We start from the raw sequence: 18543 nt of genomic DNA on the forward strand, positions 1-18543 counted from the left end.
GCCCGATTGACCCCCGTCGAGTACGAAGCCATCATGACTCCACCCGCAGCCCTGGCTGCATAAACCCCACTGTCACCCGATCATGCAGCAGTCCCCTTTCTCACCGTGCGCGGCTGTGTACTCGGCCGCGAGCCAAGGGCCCAGGTCGTTGATGAGCATCCCGAGCACCGCTTGGTCGGGTGAGGGCGCACGGCCCGTGGACGCGGCGACACGCATCTGCTCGACGCGCTCGGGGTAGTGGTGGCCGAAGAGCTCGGCGGACTGGTCGAGGTCGCTGGTCCAGCCGCCCCATCGGGGCATGATCAGGGTGAATCCTGTGCGGACGAGGCGACGGCCGACGAGACGGCTGAGGGTCCGGCGATCGGCGTCCGTGGTGGCTTGGGCTGCTCGGGCACGCCAGCGTGGAAGCACGCGGGCGAGGTCGCCGTTGGTCTCCCGCGCGAGTAGGGCTGTGGGGTGGTAACGGGGCAGCTGTTCTGCGAGGTCAGGGCCCAGCAACGGGGTGCAGAGGCAGGCGATGAAGAATCCGCCATCGTGACGTTCGAGGTCGCTGAGTAGAACCCGCGTGCTGGTCAGCAGGATCCCGACGCCATCGATCTGCGGGAGTGTACGGTCGAGTACGGTCTCGATCGCTTCGGCGTCAGCGCGGTCGGCTTCGGTGGGCTCATCGTGGAGGGCGAGCTGGAGGTCGAGGTGGGTGATGTGAGCGCGGGCGGCATCGACGACGGGAACGAACGCTGCCGGCACTCGGTCCAGTGCGCCTTCGCGTGCGATCGCTCCGTCGCGGTCCAACCCTCGTTTGTCCATGGGGCCACTGTGCCTTGCGGTGTGCGTGCTGCCGAGCGGATTTCCGAGGCGGTGCGGCGTCCGCGAATCGAAACGCCCACGCATCCGCCAGCGGGCGGTGCAGCACCAACCCGCCAGGATCGATGGACGCACCTCGCCGTCCTCGTTCGTTCCCCAACCCGCGGGGGTGCTGCGGCGGCAGGATGTGCGCGGGCTCACGCGAGGCCGAGCCTCGCAACCGAACACCACTGCTTGCGGATCTGGGCCTTCACTGGGGATGCGCATTGCCGTTTGTCGGCGCCCAGGTTGGCGAGCAGGCGTAGTCCGTCCTCGGCGAGGCTGGCAGGGGCCGGGTACAGCACCAGCAGCTCGATGCCTAATTCGTTCGGCAGCGTGAAGTTCTCACGGTGCAGTTCCAGCAGTCCGACCAGAGGGTGCCGGTACGTTTTGCGTCCATGGGTGCGGGCGCGCACGTCCGCGCGGGCCCAGAGGCGGCGGCGGTGTGGACGGCGCCGGAGGGCGTCCTCTGGCCGACGATCAGGGGCTGCTGCCCGGTGATGAGCGGTTTCACCGTATTGCCCGGGAGCTCCGCTGCCTGAGACCTTGATGGGATGCTCGATATCCATTCGCGTAGGTACCTGCTCATGGTCCGCAGAATGTTCTGGACCGGCGTCCTGCTTCTCGGCCTCGGACTGGTCACGGCCTGGTCCGCCAGAAGGCATCGGGCGATCGCATGGGACTGCGATCCGACGTGCCAGCCCGCGACCAGCCCCACTCGGCGGACCATCGCGGACGCGGCGACAGTGTCCATCGCGCTCGGGGCCGTCCTCGCCGCAGCCGCCTTCTTGATGATCATGCTTCGCCGCCTACAGGCCGAGCCAGACGCCGACAGCCCATAGTCGACAGCCCCGCATGACAAGGGCAGCCGGTGAGAGCGCTGGGCCAGCTCCGCGACGGCGGGCTGCCCCAACTCCGCTACTACAGGGAAAGTTGACAACGCGAGGGCTGAGCCAGAGCTGGTGTTAGAGGATGTCTCACGTGGCACGTTCGTCGGCTTCTTATGGCAGCTCAGGGATCTAGCCATTGCCAGGCTTCGGCCCTTCCAATCGTTGCTGTCCACGGAGGGAATCTGAGGCCGCGAGTAGCCCATGGCAGGCTGATGCCGCATGATCGATGAATTCGCGAAGGACAACCTGCACGGGCGACTGCGGCGGGACCGCGAGGCGCTCGTCTGGAAGCTCCACGGCCTCTCCGAGTACGACGCCCGCCGACCATTGACCGTGACCGGGAGCAACCTCCTCGGCCTGGTCAAACACGTGGCCAGCGTCGAAGCCAGGTACTTCGGCGAGGTCTTCGACCGCCCCTTCCCGGAACCGCTGCCCCGGTGGCAGGACCACGACGGCAGCGATCTGTGGGCGACCGAGAACGAGACCCGCGATCAGATCATCGAGTTCTACCGGCGTACGTGGGAACACTCGGACGCAAGGATCAACGAGCTTTCCCTCGATGCCCCCGGCCACGTGCCGTGGTGGCCGGAGCCTCATTCCGACACCAACCTGTTCGCCGTCATGGTCCACGTCCTCGGAGAGACCAACCGGCACGCCGGGCACGCCGACATCCTGCGCGAAGGCGTCGACGGCCGAACCGGTATGCGTCCCGAACATGAGATGCAGATCGATGAGAAAGCCCGCGACGCCTACTGCGCGAAGATCGAGCAGGCCGCCAGATCGGCCGCATCGTCACAGGCCAGAGGGGTGTGCCACGTGACTCGATGATCGAGCGGCATGATGGCGGCCGTGAGGGCTGATCTATCGAAGTGTCTGGTTCCTGATGAGCTCTGGGAACGGGTCGCCCCGCTACTGCCGTCGTTCGCGGCTCGACCTCGAGGTGGCGGGACCGCTCCGCTTGACGAGCCGGCGGTGTTCACGGCTGTGGCGTACATACTGACGAGTCGGTGTGCGTGGCGCTATCTGCCGGAAGCGTTCGGCGTATCGCCGGCCACCGCGCACCGCGGGTTCAGCCCGTGGGCCGAGGCCGAGTTGAGACGGAGACCGCACCGGGCGGTACCAAGCCGTCGAGCGGAGGCTGGTTCTTGGCGAAAATCGGGTACTCGCTACGGATACGGCCTGCGAGGCTGTGGGGGTGACTGAGGCGACCCCTTATGACGAAGATGTGGCGGGCATCAGGCCGGTCAGGGTTCCCGGCTCGTCCCTGACGCCTCGATCATCGCCGGGAATTACTCCCTCAGCAGGGACCGCAGCAGCTGATTGGCGACCTGCTGCCGGTTCCAGACCGCGTCCTGCTGTGCTCAGGCCAGGACGGCGACGACCTGGGCCAGGTCGGTGTCGGCGGGCAGCGGGCGGCGCGTCGGTGAGGGTGATGTTCGCCGGCACGAGGGCGTCGCCCGGGTCCGACTTCTTGCGGCTGCCTCCGTGCCGGTTGCGGTAGCGGGGGGCCGCCATCGGGTTGACCGCGTAGATCTTCCGGGGGCCCTGCCGCAGCGTGGCGACCAGCAGGCCGCGGCTGGTCGCCACGATGCTGCGCCGGATCGCCGCCGATCCTCGAACACCTGCGTGCTGTGCGGAGAGGTTCTGCTCCTCAGGCAGCAGGTCGAGAGTCGCAGCGAAACGGCTTGACGCTGCGGGAAGCGGGCCCAGCGTGACCCGATGGGTGGAGTACGGGGCGCAGGGCAGTGTCGTCGACCCTTCCGGCACAGCGACGAATCGCATCGGTGACAGCGCACGGGCCCTGCCCGGTTCCTCGTCCGGCTCAGTCCCGCGAGGCCGAACGAAGAGGCCGGTCGCGGGCAGCGAGCAGGACGTTCTCCGTTGCCCCGTAGCCGCTGGCACCGATGATCCCGGCCTCGCCGGTGCCGTAGTACCGGGCCCAGCAGCCTGCGGCCGCTCCTGCGAAGAGGACCGGACTCAGCACCGGGGCGATGTCCACATACTGTGACGAGGTACCTGCCTCACCGGTCATCTCCATGCGATAGCGCCCGGGCTCCACGTACTCCTGGACGATGGAATCCCCCTCGGCGAGGGCGGCGGCCACCGCCGCACCCCACTCGCGCTCTGTGGCGCAGGGGCCCAGGACGACCTGGAGGCCCATCATGCCGATCGCCTTCTTCAGCACGAGATCCCGACGGTGCTCGATAAGCAGGGCGGCGAGGTCGTGGCTCTCGCCCTTCCAGTCGACTTTCCGGGAGTACACGAGTCGTGTCCAGGGCACGTAGCGGGCCACCAGCTTCCGGTCCTCGGTGGTCATCCAGGGCTGTCCCTCGGAGATCCAGGCGAGTGTCTTCTTGTTCGCCAGGAGGTAGCTGCTCTGCGGTGGGAAGAGCAGGGCGCCCTGGGCTACCGCGCGGTGTACGGGCTCCAGGCTGATCCCGAGGTCCCGCCAGTCGTCGATCGCGAAGTAACGGTGCAGTAGTCGGTACCGGAGCTCCTCCCCGCCACCGCTGGGCAGGTCGGCCGGTTCCAGGAACTCCGAGGCCAGACCGTGTCGGCGGAAATGGTCGGACTCCAGTTCGTAGTAGCGGGCGCTCTCGGCACCGGGCCGGTCGAGACGGCTGCCGAGCAGCGCGACGGCCGGCGGCAGCCCTTGTTCGGCGCACACGTCGCGGTACAGGGCGGCGCGGGCCTCGAAGGGCTCGTGTCCCTCGAAAGGGGCGGCGTCGGGACCGCCGTAGATCCGGGTCCACGCTTTGGTGAAGAGGTGGATCTCCGCAGGACCACCGAAGGTACCGCTGACGTTGAACTCCAGGAACTTGGGTCCGTCGGGACCGATCACCACGTCGGGACGGGCCATGGCGGAGGCGTAACGCATCTCGAAGTCCTCGTCGGTGACGAAGAAGGGGTACGGCTCCTCGTCGGTGCCGAGGGCTTTCAGGCGCCCCGCGCGGTCGGGTGCGGCCTCGCGGACGGCCCGCTCGAGCAGGCTCAGCAGGCCGCGCGCCGAGCTGAACAGTTCGTCGTAGGCATCCCGGGCGGCGATCAGCGGTTGGAGGGCGAGCACCTCCGACTGGAGGCGAGTCCCGCAGTCGCGGAGTTCGTGCCGCAGTGTCTGCTTGACCTGCTCGGCGCTCTGTGCCCGACCGGTCGGCGAGATGCCGGCTCCGAACCACGGGTGCGTTCCTGACACGGTGCTCTCCTTCTGTACGAACGGTGTGATCGGGGGGCATGCCGTGATGCCCGCCGACTGGCGTGGCGTCAGGGCCGGTGAACCGCGTGGCGCAGGGACGTCCGGCGGCGGGATGTTCCTGGACGCTCCGTTGGGGCTGCGGGCTCCCGCAGCTGACGTCGCACTCCGACCGGCCTTGATGGGCCGGGCACGGCCTACGCCGGACGATCGCCCTGGAGACCGGGTAACACGTCGGACGCGATGTGCTCCAGGACCGCGAGGTCGCCCGCGTAGGGCGGTTCCGGGCGGGGGAAGGGCACCACCATGTCCGTGTAACCGGCCTCCCGGTAGCGGCCGGCCGCCTCCGTGAACGCGGCTACCGAGGCCAGCGGCGGATCGGTCCGGTTGCTGTCGAGGACGAGCTTCCGCAGCGAGGCGGGGGGCCGCCCGAGTTCCGCGCAGAGCTCCTCGAGCCGACGGAGCTGGCGGGTCGCCAGCCCGGGTGTGACCGACGGGGCGACCAGGCCCGGCCGCGGCGAGGAGCCGTTGGAGATCCACATGTCGGCGTGCTGGACGGCGAGGCGCATTCCGATGGGTCCACCGGCCGCCACCGCGAGAGGCAGGGCCCGCCGCGGGCCCTGGCTGGGGTCGGTACGGGCGGCTCTCGCTCGGAAGTGGTCGCCGGCGTGGTCCACCAAGGGTTCGCGCAGCAACCGGTCGGTGAGTGCGGTGAACTCGGCGAAGCGCGCGGTCCTCTCGGCCGGACGCGGCTCCGGTCGCCCCAGCACGGTGGCGTCCGGCCCGCCGGCCCCGGCACCGATACCGAGGACGAAGCGGCCTCCGGAGAGGTCGTTCAGGGTCAGGGCCTCCTTCACCAACGGTACGGGGTGGCGGAAGTTGGGTGAGGCGACGAGGGTGCCGAGGCCGATGCGGCGGGTGGTGACGGCGGCTGCGGCCAAGGTGGGCACAGCGGCGAACCACCGCTGGTCCAGCAGGTCCCGCCAGGCGAGGTGGTCATATGTCCAGGCGTGGGCGAAGCCCATCTCGTCGGCCAGCCGCCAGGCTTCACCGCCCGCGGGCCAACGGGTGGCGGGCAGGATCACCAGGCCGACACGCAGGCTCATCGCGGGCCGCCGTCCGACGGCAGGCCGGCCAGGAACTCGTCCAGGTTCACGTACCGGGCTGCGTCGAGTCCGAGGCCTCCCCAACGCAGGTCGGTGCGGGCGGGCCGTCGGGCGTCGTGGAAGTACACCGCCTCGATCCTTCCGTGCTCCCTCAGGACGAGGACCGGGTTGGCCGCGAGCAGATCGCGTACGGCGGGGGTGTCGCGACGGACTCCCAGCCACAGCCGCTTGCGCGCGAAATGGTTGGGAGGCAGCTCGACGCGGGGGTGCAGCTTGCGCTTGAACTGCAGGATTCCCTTGCTGAGGAAGGGTTCCGTGCCGGACAGGTCCAGCCGCTCGATGCCCCGGTCGTTGGCCCAGCGCGTTATGAGCAGGTACGTGGCCATGAAGATGCCCGAGTCATAGTGCTCCGCGGCACCGTCCAGGACGCCCGCGAGTCGCAGAGTGAGCCGGCGGCCGGCGGCATCCCGCCTGCACAGCATCCCGGCCCGGCGCTCGCCGTTCTCGGTCACGAAGAAGAGCACCCCCCGCGCCAGGATCGAGTCGCGGGCGGTCCGGAGCCCGACCGAGCGGGCGTCATCTCCGTGTCGACGGGCCATCGTCGGCACGTGCATGCGGTGGTAGAAGAAGGTGAGGTCGGCACCGGAGCGGGTCTCCTCCAGCTCCCAGCCCCGTCGGTCCCGCTCGCGAGCGAAGCGCTGGCGCTCCTTGCGGGAGACCACCACCGGTCGCGGTCGGCCGGCCTCGGTGGTCGGCAGCACCAGGTGGACGCGGAAGGGCGCGACGACCGCGGCCGTGGACGGCAGGGCGGCGGCGCGGCGGGGCGAACAGCCGAGCAGGAGAACGTCCACGTCGGGGAATGGATGGCCGGCGGGCTCCTCGGTGACCGGGCCGGTGGGGAGCCCCGCGGCCCGCGCCCGTTCCCGGAGGAAGGGCAGTACGTGGCTCTGTCCGGCCCGGTAGCCGCCGTAACCGATGCGCAGCGGGCCGGCCCGGAACACCTGCCAGTCGGTACGGCCCGCCACGGCGGTGTCCGCCAGGTGGCGGGCCGTCGCCAGGACACGGTTGCCGCTGCCGTCCCAGGCGAACTTGGCCCGCTCCCACGCTGCGACGGCGGACGTCCGGATCACCGGGCGGCCCGCAGCATGGCGTCCTCGATCGCCACCGAGGAGGAGACCTCCAGCTGGGCGCCCGCTCGCAGTGGTGGGAGGGTGTCGTCGGTGTAGAAACCCGAGGCGTGCACGAGCAGGTCGGTGCCGGAGGCCACCAGCCGCCTCGAAGCCGCAAGCATCGCGCCCGTGACGGCCTTCACCAGGGACCACTCGCGGATGTCGGCCGGGTCTTCGGGGAGCCGGTGGCCGAGCGGTGCGAGCAGTGCGGCGATGTCCTCGTAGTGATCCAGGCACTCGCGGCGCGAGACCACCACGCCGGTGCCCCCGTACCGTGCGACGAGCGAGTTGATCTCGGCGGAGGTGGGCGGGGCGCTGGTGTAGAAGGTGGCGTCCAGCCGCTCGTCCAGCGCGTCGGTGACTGCGGGGAAGTGTGGGTCCCCTTCCTGCCGCCAAGGGCCGGCCGGCTCCGGGCGCCGGTAGCGGGGCAGCAGATCTCGAGCGGTGCCGCCCTTCAGGAGGCTCAGCACCATGTCAGGGGTGGCCAGTTGCTGAACCAGCAGGAAGCCCGGGTGGCGGTGCGGGGCGGGTAGCCCCCAGTCGGCGTGGCGCTCCAGGAGGCTGACGCCGAGGTGATATCCGAGCAGTCCGAAGGCGCTGGATACCGCGTGGGCGTGCACCCGGGGTCGGCTCCGTGGCCCGATGGGATCGAGTTCGGCCTCCGCGTAGGCCCGGAGGGTGTCGGCGATCCGGTAGTTCTCCAGGTCGAGGGTGAACCACGGCGTGAAGCGGGTGGGTTCGGAGCGCAGTCGCTCGTAGGCCGACCTGGTGAGGGCCTTGACGTCGTCCGGCCGGCTGACGTCGGCGACGATCAGGGGGTTCGCCGCCCGCAGGCCCGGATCGGCGGACAGCGGGCTGTCACGCAGTTTGGGGTGCGAGTGGGCGGGAGCCACGGTGAGCACCCGCAGTTCGTCGGGGGTGGCCAAGCCTGCGGCGTAGGCCCTGGCGACCGCGTCGCGCAGCGCCGTCCCCTTGTTCCCCGAGGTAGGCGTGGTGAGCAGCAGCGGTTCTCCGGTGTCCCGGATGTGCTGGACGGCGCGGGCCACGATGTGCAGCGACGCGAAGGTCTTCGTGGTGCGGGTGCCCGGGTTGCGCATGAGGTCGAGGAGCGAGACGTGGTGTCCGCGCCAGGTTCCGGCTCGCTGGACAGCGATGTCCGAGACCTCGTGGAAGCGGGCCAGCCGGTCGTCGTCTGCCGGAAGGTGAAAGCCGACCGGGCCGGTGCCCGACATCCCTAGCTGCTCCGCGCCGGCGCGGAGCATCGGCTGGTAACGGGTCATGGCCCGGACCACGACCGTCTCGGTGGTGACGGCAGTCATGACAGTCTCCGCTTTCCCTCTGTCGTGCTTTTCACGGCGTGCCAGGCCTCGTCCACGGGCGTCCGCGGGTCGGCGAGATGGCCGACGAACGCCTGCTGGCGGTCCGCGAGGCGGTGGACCGTGTGTCGGGCGAACACGGCGCGGTTGTACTCGATGTATCCGTTGGAGCCCGCCGCGTCGTTCAGGTAGAGCGACGGCAGGTAGTAGCGCGCGTACGCCTCCTGGTGCCGCGGATCGACGACGGCCCGGGGCGACGAACCGCCGGCTGCGGGGAAGAGCTTCACGGTCGTCCCGCCGAAGGAGGCCGCGGCCGCCGTGTCGGTCGCCGCTTCGAAGACCCGGCCCCTCACCCAGGCGTCGTAGAGATGGATTCCCGGCCAGGGCCTGCTCTGCGCGAAGTCCGGTTTGAGGGCGGCTGCGAGTTCGGTGTACGGCAGGATGTTGCGCTGTGCCTCCACGACGGCGCCGCGCACCTGCTGTACCAGTTCGCCGACGGTGTCCTTGGGACGCACCAGGACGGGAATGAAGATGTTGTCCAGGTAGTAGCCGAGCTGGTCGTCGTCGGCCTTGAGGTCGAGTCGGGCGACGCTGGATCCGATGACCACACGCTCGGCTCCGCCGGTGCGTGCCAGCACCGCGGCGTACGCGGCGAGGTTGAGCGTGAAGGGTGTCGCCGAGTTGCGCAGGGAGACCTCGCGGAGCTGCTGCGGAGTGTGCGGGCTGCGGAATGCCTCCTCCTCGAACGAGATCAGGGGCGGCGGGGTGGCCGAGTAGTCGGTCGGGAACGGCAGCCGGCCGGGCAGAGGCATCAGCCGTTCTTGCCAGTAGCCGACGCGAGCCGCGGTGTCGGCGGCGGGCCTGCGGGACTCCTCCGCGAAGTGCCGGTACTGCTGCTTCAGCGGGGCCAGCTCTTCGCCTTCGTACAGCCGACCGAGTTGGCGCAGAAAGCCGACCAGGGAGACGCCGTCGATGATCAGATGGCTGAAGGACAGGGAGAGTACATGCAGTGACGGCGTGACGCGTACCACCAGGCAGCTCCAGAGTGGTCCGGCCACCAAGTCGAACTCGCCGCCCTGGTCGCCCGCCACCAGGGCTCGCGCGGTGGCGAGCCGCCGGTCGTGCGGCACTGTCTCGGCCAGATCGACGTAGGCGAAGGGTGGTTCGATCCCATCGGCGACCCTTTGCAGCGGCGCGGGGCCGAGGTCCGTCAGCGTCGTGCGCAGCGACTCGTGCCGATGGACCATCAGTTCGAGGGCTCGCCGGAACCGGCCGAGATGAAGGGTTCCGGCGAGTTCCACGGCGATGGAGGGGTTGCCCCTGGAGGCGATGCTCCGGCCGAGCGACCGGAACCGCACCCCCTCCCAGAGGAACTCCTGCTGGACGGAGAGCGGGAACTCGCGGGTGTCCGGGGCGGGGCTACTCATCCCAGACCACCGGCAGCTCGTGCACCCCGTAGATGTTCACCTTGTGCCGGAACGGGATGCTGTCGAGGTCGACGGCGAGCCGCAGCGAGGGGAACCGGCGCAGCGTTCTGGTGATGACGATCTGGAGTTCCAGCCGGGCCAGGGCCGCGCCCAGGCAGAGATGAGGGCCCCAGCCGAGGGCCAGGTTGCCGCGTTCCGTGCGGTGAATGTCGAAGGAGTCCGGGTCTTGGTACTCGCGCTCGTCCCGGTTGGCCGAGGAGAGCAGGACCATCACGCCCTCACCGGCCCGGATCAAGGTGCCACCCACCTCCACGTCCTGCGTCGCCACCCGGGCCAGCGAGGGCGTGATGCTCAGGTGCCGCAGCAGTTCGTTCACGGCGGGGGCGACCAGGCGCTCGTCGCGGCGCAGCTCGTCGAGCTGGGCCGGGTGCTGGAGGAGGGTGAGGATGCCGAGGCCGATCATGTTGACCGTGGTCACGTGGCCGGCCACGAGCAGCAGGCGGGCCAGGTCGGCGGCCGCCTCCGGGGTGCAGGCGCCGGTGCGCACGTGGTCGGTCACCAGACGGCTGATGATGTCGTCGCCCGGGTTCTCGACCTTCGACTCCACCACGCGGTCCATGTAACGGCCGAGGTCGGCCACTGCCTCGTCGATCTCCTCGGCGGTGGAAGTGGCCCGGAGCGCGTCTGCGGTGCGTTCCTGGAGGAAGACGTGGTCGGCGTAGGACACCCCCAGCAGGTGGCAGATCACCAGCGAGGGCAGCGGCATCGCCAGAGCCGGCAGCAGATCGGACCGGGCCGGTCCGCGGGCGATGTCGCCGAGCAACCGATCGGTCAACTGCTCGATGGTGGGACGCAGTTCCGCCACCCGTCGGCCGACGAACTCGTGGTTGATCATCTCTCGGTATCGGGTGTGGTCGGGCGGGTCCATCCGGATCAGCGTGCTGTGGGCCCGCCGGACCGGGAACCCGGGTAGCCGCGAGTCCGAACTGAAGCGGGTGTCGGAGAGGACCTCCTTGGCTTCCTTGAACCGGGTGACCAGCCAGGCGGGCCGGTCCCCCGCGAAGGAGAGCCTGGCCGGCACCACCGGGGCCTGGGCCCGCAGGCCCTCGTACTCGGCCGGTGGGTGGAAGGGGTCCTGGCGCTGCATCGGATAACTGACGACGGGGCACTGGCCGGCGTCCACGTGGTCTCCCTCGCTCGGTGTGCCGCGCTCGGCGCGGCTGGGCGGGCGGCTCATGAGGTCTCCGCGGCGCTGCGGCCGCGCAACCGGGCGCGGATCTCGCCGATCACCTCGGGCGGCTGCTCCTCGACGAAGAAGTGGCCGCCGGGGACCGACCTGATCTGGAAATCCCCGGTCGTGAAGGCGCGCCAGCCTGCGATCTCACCGAATCCGGTGGAGCGGTCCTGCTGGCCGGAGAACGCGACGACGTCGGCGGCGACCGGTGCCGGCGGGACGGGCGCACCCGCGTACCGCTCGAACGCCCGCAGGTCGGCGCGGAGCATCGGCAGCACCACGGCCTGTGCCTCGGGGTCGCCGCTGAGGGCGGCGACGGCACCGCCGTACCGCTCGGCGACGGCCTCCACGAAGTCGGCGTCCGACAGGTGCGTCGCCGGCGCGCTGCGGGGCGGCCTGCCGGGGGCCGCGCAGGCGCACAGCACCACGGCCTCGGGAACCCGGCCGGCCTGTTCGGCCGCCCTGGCCAGCTCGAAGGCCACCAGGGAGCCGAGGCTGGTGCCGCACAGGACGAAGGGCAGGTCCCAGGACGGCGACAGCTCCTCGGTCAGCGAGGCCACCAGCTCGGGCACCGAGTCCAGCAAGGGCTCGGACGGGCGCATCAGGCGCCCGGGGTAGTCGACGGCGACCACCTCGATCCCGGGCCCGAGGCCGACCCAGTCGCGGTAGGCCAGGCTGCTGCCGCCCGCATAGGGCAGACAGAAGACCCTGGCCACGGTGGGTTCAGGCATCGGGCGCCCCCGCGTCGAGCTCGTCGTCGATGAGCCGTGCCAGTGCCCGCAGCGGTACGTCGCCGAGGACGTTGGCGGGTGCGATGCGGACGCCGAACTCGGTCCGGATCCGGGCCGCGACCTGGGTGGCGTACAGCGAGTCCCCACCGAGGTCGAGGAACCGGTCCTCCCGCCCCACCTCCTCGATGCTCAGCACCCCGGCCCAGATCGGGCCGAGCCGCTGCTCGGTTCCGGCCTCCAGCGGAGCGAAGTCGTAGCCGAGCTCCGGGCGGGTGTGGGCGAGCCCTGACCCCGTTTCCCGCAGGACGTGCTCGGCGACGACCAGGTCGTCGTCGGGGGTGAAACTGCGGGCGCTGGCCAGCAGGTGGGCCCCGCCCGCGGAGAGGGCCGCGTGGAAGGCCGCTGTGCCGGTGGCCGCCGTGATGCCTTCGCCGGCGGCCTCGCCCTCCCGGACCGCCTGTTCCTGGGCACCCGGCCGGCAGATCACCACCTTGCCGATGTGCTGGGCACGCGACATGTGGGTGAATGCCTCCCGGACTTCGGCGAGGTCGAAGGTCAGCACCGGCAGCGGCTGCACAGCGCCGCTGTGCAGCAGGGCGGCCACCTCGGCGAAGGCGTCGTCGAGGGCCAACTCGTCCTCGGGGTAATAGGCGCTGAACGTGCGTCCGGTGCTGAACAGGCCGAGGTCCAGGAGGCTGCCCGCGACGATGTCGCGCCGCCCGAGCTCGACGAAGCGGCCCCGCTCGCGCAGGGTACGCAGGCCGGCCGGGATGAACTCACCGCCCAAGGAGTTGAGGACGACGTCCACGCCTCCGGCGGCCACCGTCTCGCGCTCGAAGGCGAGCGAGCGGGAGTCCATCACCGTGCCGACCCCGTGGGTGAGCGCGTAATCGCGTTTGGCCTGGCTGCCGGCGGTGCCGAACACCTCGGCGCCCAGGTTTCGGGCGAGTTGCACGGCGGCGAGACCGACACCGCCCGTGACGGCGTGCACCAGTACCCGCTCGCCCGCTTTCAGTCCGGCGAGGTTGTGCAGGCAGTCGTACGCGGTGGTGAACGCGACCGGGACGGACGCGGCCTGGGCGTAGGTCAAGCCCGGTGGGATCGGCGCGGTCAGCGCGGCCCGGACGACCACCTGGTCGGAGAAGCAGCCCGAACCCATGGCCAGTACCGGGTCGCCCACCCGCAGCCCGTTCACCCCCTCGCCAACCGCCCGGACGACGCCGGCGCACTCCAGGCCGAAGCGGAAGTCCGGGTCGCCCGGGTCGAGCATGCCTGTGGCGATCAGCACTTCCTTGAAGTTGAGGCCGGTCGCCAGGACCTCCAGCCGGACCTCGCCGGGACCGGGTTCGTCGCGTTCGGACTCGACCAGGCGCAGCGCCGCGAGGTCACCGGTCTCGGTGGATATGAGGCTGTGGTTGGCCGCGGGCCCGGCCGAGGCGAGGGAGTCCGCCAACTCGTCCGGGTCGACCGCGCGAAGCGAGTAACCGGTCAGCTCCAGCACCGGATCGCCGTGTTCGTCCTGGATGCGGACGTCGAACACCACCGAGGAGTCCTGTCCCGCGACCCTGCGTACGGCGTGGCTGCGGATACGGGCCGGCATCGGGCGGTGCACGGTGACGCGCTCGTAGGACATCGGCAGGTGCGGGCGGTCGCTCACGTGCCCGAGCAGACTGCCCGCGGCAGTGTCGAGCAGGGCCGGGTGTACCCCGTGACGTGCCAGGTCGTCGTGGTACGCCTCGGGCAGCACGGCTTCCAGGACCAGTTCGCCGGGGGCGGTGAGCACGCTGCGCCGGACGTTCGACCAGCGCGGCCCGAAGGAGGTGAGCGGGTTGCCCGGCGGGAGGTCGTCAGGGGTGTTCTCCTGCGCGGCGGGGAGGATGATCGGCGTGGGCGCCGCGACCGGCTCGGTGGCCCGGCCCACCAGGCCCGTGGCGTGCTCGCGCCAGGCCGAGCCGCCGCGGCGGCTCAGCAGGGTAGCCCTCGTCCCGTCCCCGGTCTCCTCGAGCCGGACGGTGAGGTGGGTCGCCTCGCCCGGTGGCACCGGCAGCGGGCGGAGCAGATCGAGTTCGCGGATCTCGACCGAGGGGTGGTCCAGACGTAGCTCGGCGGCGGCCCGGACGAACTCGATGATGCCTGTGCCGGGAAGCATCGGGTGCCCGGCCACGTGGTGTTCGTCGATCACCCAGTCGGTTCCGGCACGCAGTTCACCGTGGTACTCGGCGGTGTCCTCGCCCTCCCACGCGGTGGTGAAGAGCGGGTGGTCGATGGCGGTGGAGCGCTCGGCGAGCGAACGCCGGGCCTCGTCGACCGCCATGCCCACGTCCGTCCACGCGTCGTATCCGAGGCTGAGGGTCCGGCGGCCGGAGGCGTCGCGCCACTGGGCGAAACTGTCCAGGAACGCGTTGGCGCTGCAGTAGTCGACGTGGCCGAGGCCGCCCACCACCGACGAGACCGAGGAGCAGAGCGCCATCCAGCGGGTGTGCTCGTCGGCCACCACCTCGTGGAGGACCATGGTGCCCGCCACCTTGGGGGCGAGGACCCGGTCCACGTGCTCGGCGTCGACGGCGTCGATCAGCCGGCCGCCCGGCACGCCGGCGGCGTGCACGATACCGGTGAACGGCCCGTACTCCGCCCGCAGCCGGCTCATGGCGTCCCGGTCGGCGACGTCGGCCCGTACGGTATGCACCCGTGCGCCCGCCGCCTCCAGCCTGGCCAGCCCTTCGAGACGGCGGCGCAGCGCGGCCGACGTGGTGTCGTCGGCCAGGAGCAGCCGGGCCTCGTGCGGGGACGGAAGTTCGGTGCGGTGGGTGAGGACCAGGGTGACGCCCGCCGCGTGCCTGGCCGCCTCCTCGGCGAGAGCCGAACCGATGCCCCCGAGCCCGCCCGTGACGAGGTAGCGCCCGCCGTGCTCCCAGGGTGTGCCGTGCGCGGCGTCGTCGGCCGGCTCGAAGCGGAGGGCCCGGCGCTCCGCGCCACGGTGGGCCACCACCGGGGCGGAGCCCGCGGCGTGCCGCAGTTCAGCGGCGATCAGCCGCGCCGCGGCCTCGGGAGCCGCGGTCGGGTCGAGGTCGACCTCGGTCACCCGGATGCCCGGGTACTCCTGCGGCAGGACCCGGGCGGGTCCCGCGAGCAGGGCCAGTTCGGGGTGTGGCCGTTCATCGGCGGTGACCTGCCGGGCGCCGGTAGTGGCGATCAGGACGTCGACGTCGGCTCGGCGGCGTGCCGCCAGCTCGCGTACGACGTGCAGCAGCGGCCAGAAGCCCTCCGCGAGGACGTCGCGTACCAGGTCCCGCAGGGCGGCTTCCCCGTCCGGTCGGCCCTTCGGCACGTGGAGGACGGTGTCGAACCCGCCGTGCTCCGCCTCCAGGGTGTCCAGGAGCGCGGCCACGCCGGGGCCGTCCGCCCCCGCGGCGAGAGGCAGCGCCACGACGGTGTGGCCGTCGGCCCGCATTGCGGCGAGCGCCGGGTGGTCCGCGTCGGGGACCAGAGCCAGCACGCGGCGGACCGCGCCCGCCGAGTCGGTGTCGAGCGGGGCGTCGACCCAGTGCGGGCGCTGGACCAATGTCTGCCGGCGCAGCGGCAACGGAGAGGAGGGCAGCACGGGCGCCCCGGGCCGTGCGGGCAGGTTCGTCCAGTACGTGGCGCGGTCGAAGGGGTAACCGGGCAGCGCGATCCGGCGACCGGAACTGCCGGTCAGCTGACGCTCCCAGTCGACCTTGCCACCGCGGCACCAGACCGCGCCGGCCAGCTCGGCGGTCGACTTGGGCTCGGCGGCGCGCTCCTTCTGCACCCACGGGGTGACGGCGGGCACCTCGGCATCGGCCTGGCGGAACATTCCGCCCAGGGCCCGGCCCGGTCCCGACTCCACGACCAGAGCGGGTCCGAGCGCGAGGACGGCGCGCGCTCCGTCCATGAAGCGCACCGTCCGGCGCAGGTGGCGGACCCAGTACTCCGGGTCGGCCATGGTGCCGGGCTCGGCCATCGTGCCGAGCAGGGTGGAGGCCAACGGCCGGGTGGCCAACCGGTAGGAGACCGAGTGCGCGACCTTGCGGAACTCCTCGACGATGGGCTCCATCAGCGAGGAGTGCGCGGCAAGCGAGGTGCCGAGCACCGTGTGGAGCAGCTCGGTGTCGGCGAGGTGGTCGTCGAAGCGGGCGATGGCCTCGACGGATCCGGAGACCACGGTCTGCTCGGGGGCGTTGACGGCTGCGACGTCGAGGTCGGGCGGCAGGATGCGGCGCAGGTCCGCCTCGGGGAGGCCGACGGCCATCATGGCGCCCGGCTCCGTCCCGGTGTGCATGAGGCGGCCGCGGGCGGCGACCAGACGCAGCGCGTCCTCCGGCGTCAGCACCCCGGCCAGCGCGGCCGCGGCGTACTCGCCGATGCTGTGGCCGATCATGACATCGGGTTCGACACCCGCTGCGATCAGCGCGGTGGCCAGCGCGTACTCGGTGATGAACAGGGCGGGCTGGGCGTACAGCGCCTGCCGCAGCCGTGCCGCGGCGTCGGGCCGGTCGTCCTCTTCGGGGAAGAGCACGGTGCGCACGTCGAGCCCGTCGGTGGCGACCAGCCGCTCGGACAGGGCGTCGACGGTCTCACGGAATACGGCGTCCGCGTGATAGAGGTCCCGTCCGGCGTCGACGTACTGGGCGCCCTGCCCCGGGAAGGCGAAGACGACCGGAAGTTCACCATCGGGAGCGGAGAAGGGCGCGGGCCGGGCGGCGGTCAGCAGCGCGGCGGCCTCGGCGGTGCTCTCCGCGGTGACGACGAGCCGGTGCCGGGAACGCCGGCGTCCGGTGGCGAGCACGCGTGCCACCTCGTCGAGCCTCGGCCCGGGCTCTTGCCGCAGTCGGGCCGCCAGGGAGTCGCGCAGCCTCTCGAGGGCCTGCGGCGAGGCGGCGGAAAGCACCAGGGGGGTAGGCCGGGTTCGCTCCGGTCCGGCTTCGGTGCGCTCGGGCGCCTGCTCCAGGACGACGTGGGCGTTGGTGCCGCCGACACCGAAAGCGCTGACACCGGCGCGCCGGTGGCCCTCCCACTCGGTCAGCTCGGTGGGCACGTAGAAGGGCGAGCCGTCGAAACCGATCTCCGGGTTGGGCGTCTCGAAGTTGACGACCGGCGGGATCTGGCCGTGTTCGAGGACCAGTGCGGCCTTGATCAGTCCGGCGATGCCGGCCGCCGGGCCGAGGTGGCCGATCTGCGCCTTGACCGCTCCCAGCGCGCAGAAGGGGGCCGGTGCGTCCCGGACGTCGAAGGCCGAGGTGAGTGCGGCGACCTCGATGGGGTCGCCGAGGGCCGTTCCGGTTCCGTGTGTCTCGACGTATCCGACGGTGCGCGGGTCGACCTGGGCGACCCGCTGGGCGCGGGCCACGACCTCGGCCTGGCCGATGATGCTGGGAGCGGTGAAGCTCATCTTCTCGTCGCCGTCGTTGTTGATGGCCGAGCCCTTGATGACCGCGACGATCCGGTCATCGGCGGCGAGGGCGTCCTCCAGTCGCTTGAGGGCGACCACGCCGCCGCCGTTGCCGAAGACCGAGCCGTTGGCCCCGGCGTCGAACGGGCGCAGATGGCCGTCCGGTGAGCAGATCGAACCCTCTTCGAAGATGTAGCCGTTGACTTGTGGAGTGTGCACGTTGACGGCCCCGGCCAGGGCGAGGTCGGTCTCGCCGAGCAGCAGGCTCTGCACGGCGAGGTGGACGCCGACGAGGGCGGTCGAGCACGCCGTCTGCACGTTCAGCGACGGGCCGGTCAGACCGAGCCGGTAGGAGACGCGGGTGGCCAGGAAGTCGCCGTAGTTGCCGATGTCCGCCTGGAGTCCCCGGATGGAGCCGTCGAGGTAGTCGGCGTGGTCGAAGTGCGGCTCGATGTACCGCAGGTAGGCGTGTCGGCCTCCGCCGGCGAACACCCCGATGTCACCGGGATAGCGGCTCGGGTCGTATCCGCTGTCCTCCAGGGCGTGCCAGCAGAGTTCGAGGAATATGCGGTGCTGCGGGTCCATCAGCCGGGCTTCGCTCGGGGCGATCCCGAAGAACTCGGCGTCGAAGTCGCCGGAGTCCTCGATGAGGGCGCTGACCTTGACGAAGGCCGGATCGCGCAACAGTTCCTCGGCGACGCCGGCCGCGCGCAACTCCTCGTCGTCGAAGGTGGTCAGGAGTTCCTCGCCGGCGCAGATCCGCCGCCAGTAGGTGTCGGCGTCCCCCGCTCCGGGCAGCCGCAGTGCCAGTCCGACTATGGCGATGTCGGTGGAGGCCGTGTCCGGCCGGTCGTCACTCACCCGTGTTCTTCTCCCGTCCCCTGGCCAGCCTTCGTCGGGCGGCCGCGGTAGCGATTCGGTTGGCGTCCCGGCCAAGGGCTCCCCTGGGGGCGGGTGGCCGGGCTTCGGTGCTTCCGCCGGTCAGGAACGCGGCGAAGCCGCGGGCGGTGGGGAAGCGGAACAAGTCGTTCATGACGAAGGGCTGGTGGAAGGCGCCCTTCAGCTTCAGGTAGAGCGTCAGCGCGAGCAGCGAGTTGCCGCCCGCCTCGAAGAAGGAGACCGTCGGCGACTCGACGGGCCGGCCCAGGACGGTGGCCCACACGGCCAGCACCCGGCGCTCGTCGGGAGTGAGTGCCGTAGGCGGACCGGGCCTCGGCCGGACAGGCC

The 18543-nt window shown here is 71.2% G+C and carries 13 protein-coding genes and 1 pseudogene; 2 read left to right on the forward strand and 12 right to left on the reverse strand.

The annotated features are described in order from the left end of the window. Positions 1–72: 72 nt before the first annotated feature. Both ABZ371_RS13760 and ABZ371_RS13765 read right to left on the reverse strand, forming a co-directional pair. Positions 73–807: a nucleotidyltransferase gene (locus tag ABZ371_RS13760; protein WP_358678041.1), complete on the reverse strand. Its 735-nt coding sequence runs from the start codon at positions 805–807 to the stop codon at positions 73–75. 194 nt (positions 808–1001) lie between these two features. Next, complete coding sequence (locus tag ABZ371_RS13765) at positions 1002–1508, reverse strand: hypothetical protein (protein ID WP_358678043.1); 507 nt, start codon at positions 1506–1508, stop codon at positions 1002–1004. Between the two features lie 444 nt (positions 1509–1952). On the opposite strand from ABZ371_RS13765, the gene ABZ371_RS13770 reads away from it, so the two are divergent. Further along, a complete protein-coding gene (locus tag ABZ371_RS13770) occupies positions 1953–2561 on the forward strand; it encodes a DinB family protein (protein WP_358678045.1) in 609 nt (202 codons plus the stop codon). A gap of 12 nt (positions 2562–2573) precedes the next feature. Further along, positions 2574–2936, forward strand: coding sequence for a transposase (locus ABZ371_RS13775; protein WP_358678073.1), 363 nt, complete (start codon positions 2574–2576; stop codon positions 2934–2936). A gap of 19 nt (positions 2937–2955) precedes the next feature. On the opposite strand, the pseudogene ABZ371_RS13780 reads toward ABZ371_RS13775, so the two are convergent. The 10 genes and pseudogenes from ABZ371_RS13780 to ABZ371_RS13825 all read right to left on the reverse strand — a co-directional run. Then, positions 2956–3320: pseudogene (locus ABZ371_RS13780) on the reverse strand (transposase); the annotation flags it as partial. 235 nt (positions 3321–3555) lie between these two features. Then, on the reverse strand, positions 3556–4926 hold the full coding sequence (locus ABZ371_RS13785) for a hypothetical protein (RefSeq protein WP_358678048.1): 1371 nt from the start codon (positions 4924–4926) through the stop codon (positions 3556–3558). 194 nt (positions 4927–5120) lie between these two features. Beyond that, positions 5121–6029, reverse strand: coding sequence for an LLM class flavin-dependent oxidoreductase (locus ABZ371_RS13790; protein WP_358678051.1), 909 nt, complete (start codon positions 6027–6029; stop codon positions 5121–5123). Then, positions 6026–7159, reverse strand: coding sequence for a hypothetical protein (locus ABZ371_RS13795; RefSeq protein WP_358678054.1), 1134 nt, complete (start codon positions 7157–7159; stop codon positions 6026–6028). Before ABZ371_RS13795 ends, ABZ371_RS13790 begins: the two co-directional genes overlap by 4 nt. Further along, entirely contained in the window at positions 7156–8517 is a 1362-nt protein-coding gene (locus tag ABZ371_RS13800; RefSeq protein ID WP_358678057.1) for a DUF6002 family protein, read from the reverse strand. Before ABZ371_RS13800 ends, ABZ371_RS13795 begins: the two co-directional genes overlap by 4 nt. Continuing rightward, positions 8514–9941, reverse strand: coding sequence for a condensation domain-containing protein (locus ABZ371_RS13805; protein ID WP_358678060.1), 1428 nt, complete (start codon positions 9939–9941; stop codon positions 8514–8516). Before ABZ371_RS13805 ends, ABZ371_RS13800 begins: the two co-directional genes overlap by 4 nt. After that, complete coding sequence (locus tag ABZ371_RS13810; RefSeq protein ID WP_358678062.1) at positions 9934–11178, reverse strand: cytochrome P450; 1245 nt, start codon at positions 11176–11178, stop codon at positions 9934–9936. The genes ABZ371_RS13805 and ABZ371_RS13810 overlap by 8 nt, the downstream gene beginning before the upstream one ends. Further along, the gene (locus ABZ371_RS13815) at positions 11175–11906 is read right to left on the reverse strand and encodes an alpha/beta fold hydrolase (protein ID WP_358678065.1); all 732 of its coding nucleotides are present in this window, start codon (positions 11904–11906) and stop codon (positions 11175–11177) included. Before ABZ371_RS13815 ends, ABZ371_RS13810 begins: the two co-directional genes overlap by 4 nt. Next, positions 11899–18177 carry a beta-ketoacyl synthase N-terminal-like domain-containing protein gene (locus ABZ371_RS13820; protein WP_358678068.1) on the reverse strand — a complete coding sequence of 2093 codons (6279 nt, stop codon included), beginning with the start codon at positions 18175–18177 and terminating at the stop codon, positions 11899–11901. Before ABZ371_RS13820 ends, ABZ371_RS13815 begins: the two co-directional genes overlap by 8 nt. Continuing rightward, the coding region (locus tag ABZ371_RS13825) for a phosphopantetheine-binding protein (RefSeq protein ID WP_358678071.1) at positions 18170–18543 on the reverse strand (374 nt) is incomplete at its 5' end. The genes ABZ371_RS13825 and ABZ371_RS13820, both read right to left, overlap by 8 nt.

Origin of the sequence: Streptomyces sp. NPDC005899 (assembly GCF_040629645.1) — a bacterium.
GTDB lineage: Bacteria > Actinomycetota > Actinomycetes > Streptomycetales > Streptomycetaceae > Streptomyces.

Excerpts from the sequence above, each read along its gene's own strand:
- ABZ371_RS13760 (WP_358678041.1), bottom strand. The coding sequence starts at position 807 with ATGGACAAACGAGGGTTGGACCGCGACGGAGCGATCGCACGCGAAGGC.
- ABZ371_RS13765 (WP_358678043.1), bottom strand. The coding sequence starts at position 1,508 with ATGCCTTCTGGCGGACCAGGCCGTGACCAGTCCGAGGCCGAGAAGCAG.
- ABZ371_RS13770 (WP_358678045.1), top strand. The coding sequence starts at position 1,953 with ATGATCGATGAATTCGCGAAGGACAACCTGCACGGGCGACTGCGGCGG.
- ABZ371_RS13775 (WP_358678073.1), top strand. The coding sequence starts at position 2,574 with ATGGCGGCCGTGAGGGCTGATCTATCGAAGTGTCTGGTTCCTGATGAG.
- ABZ371_RS13790 (WP_358678051.1), bottom strand. The coding sequence starts at position 6,029 with ATGAGCCTGCGTGTCGGCCTGGTGATCCTGCCCGCCACCCGTTGGCCC.
- ABZ371_RS13800 (WP_358678057.1), bottom strand. The coding sequence starts at position 8,517 with ATGACTGCCGTCACCACCGAGACGGTCGTGGTCCGGGCCATGACCCGT.
- ABZ371_RS13805 (WP_358678060.1), bottom strand. The coding sequence starts at position 9,941 with ATGAGTAGCCCCGCCCCGGACACCCGCGAGTTCCCGCTCTCCGTCCAG.
- ABZ371_RS13810 (WP_358678062.1), bottom strand. The coding sequence starts at position 11,178 with ATGAGCCGCCCGCCCAGCCGCGCCGAGCGCGGCACACCGAGCGAGGGA.
- ABZ371_RS13815 (WP_358678065.1), bottom strand. The coding sequence starts at position 11,906 with ATGCCTGAACCCACCGTGGCCAGGGTCTTCTGTCTGCCCTATGCGGGC.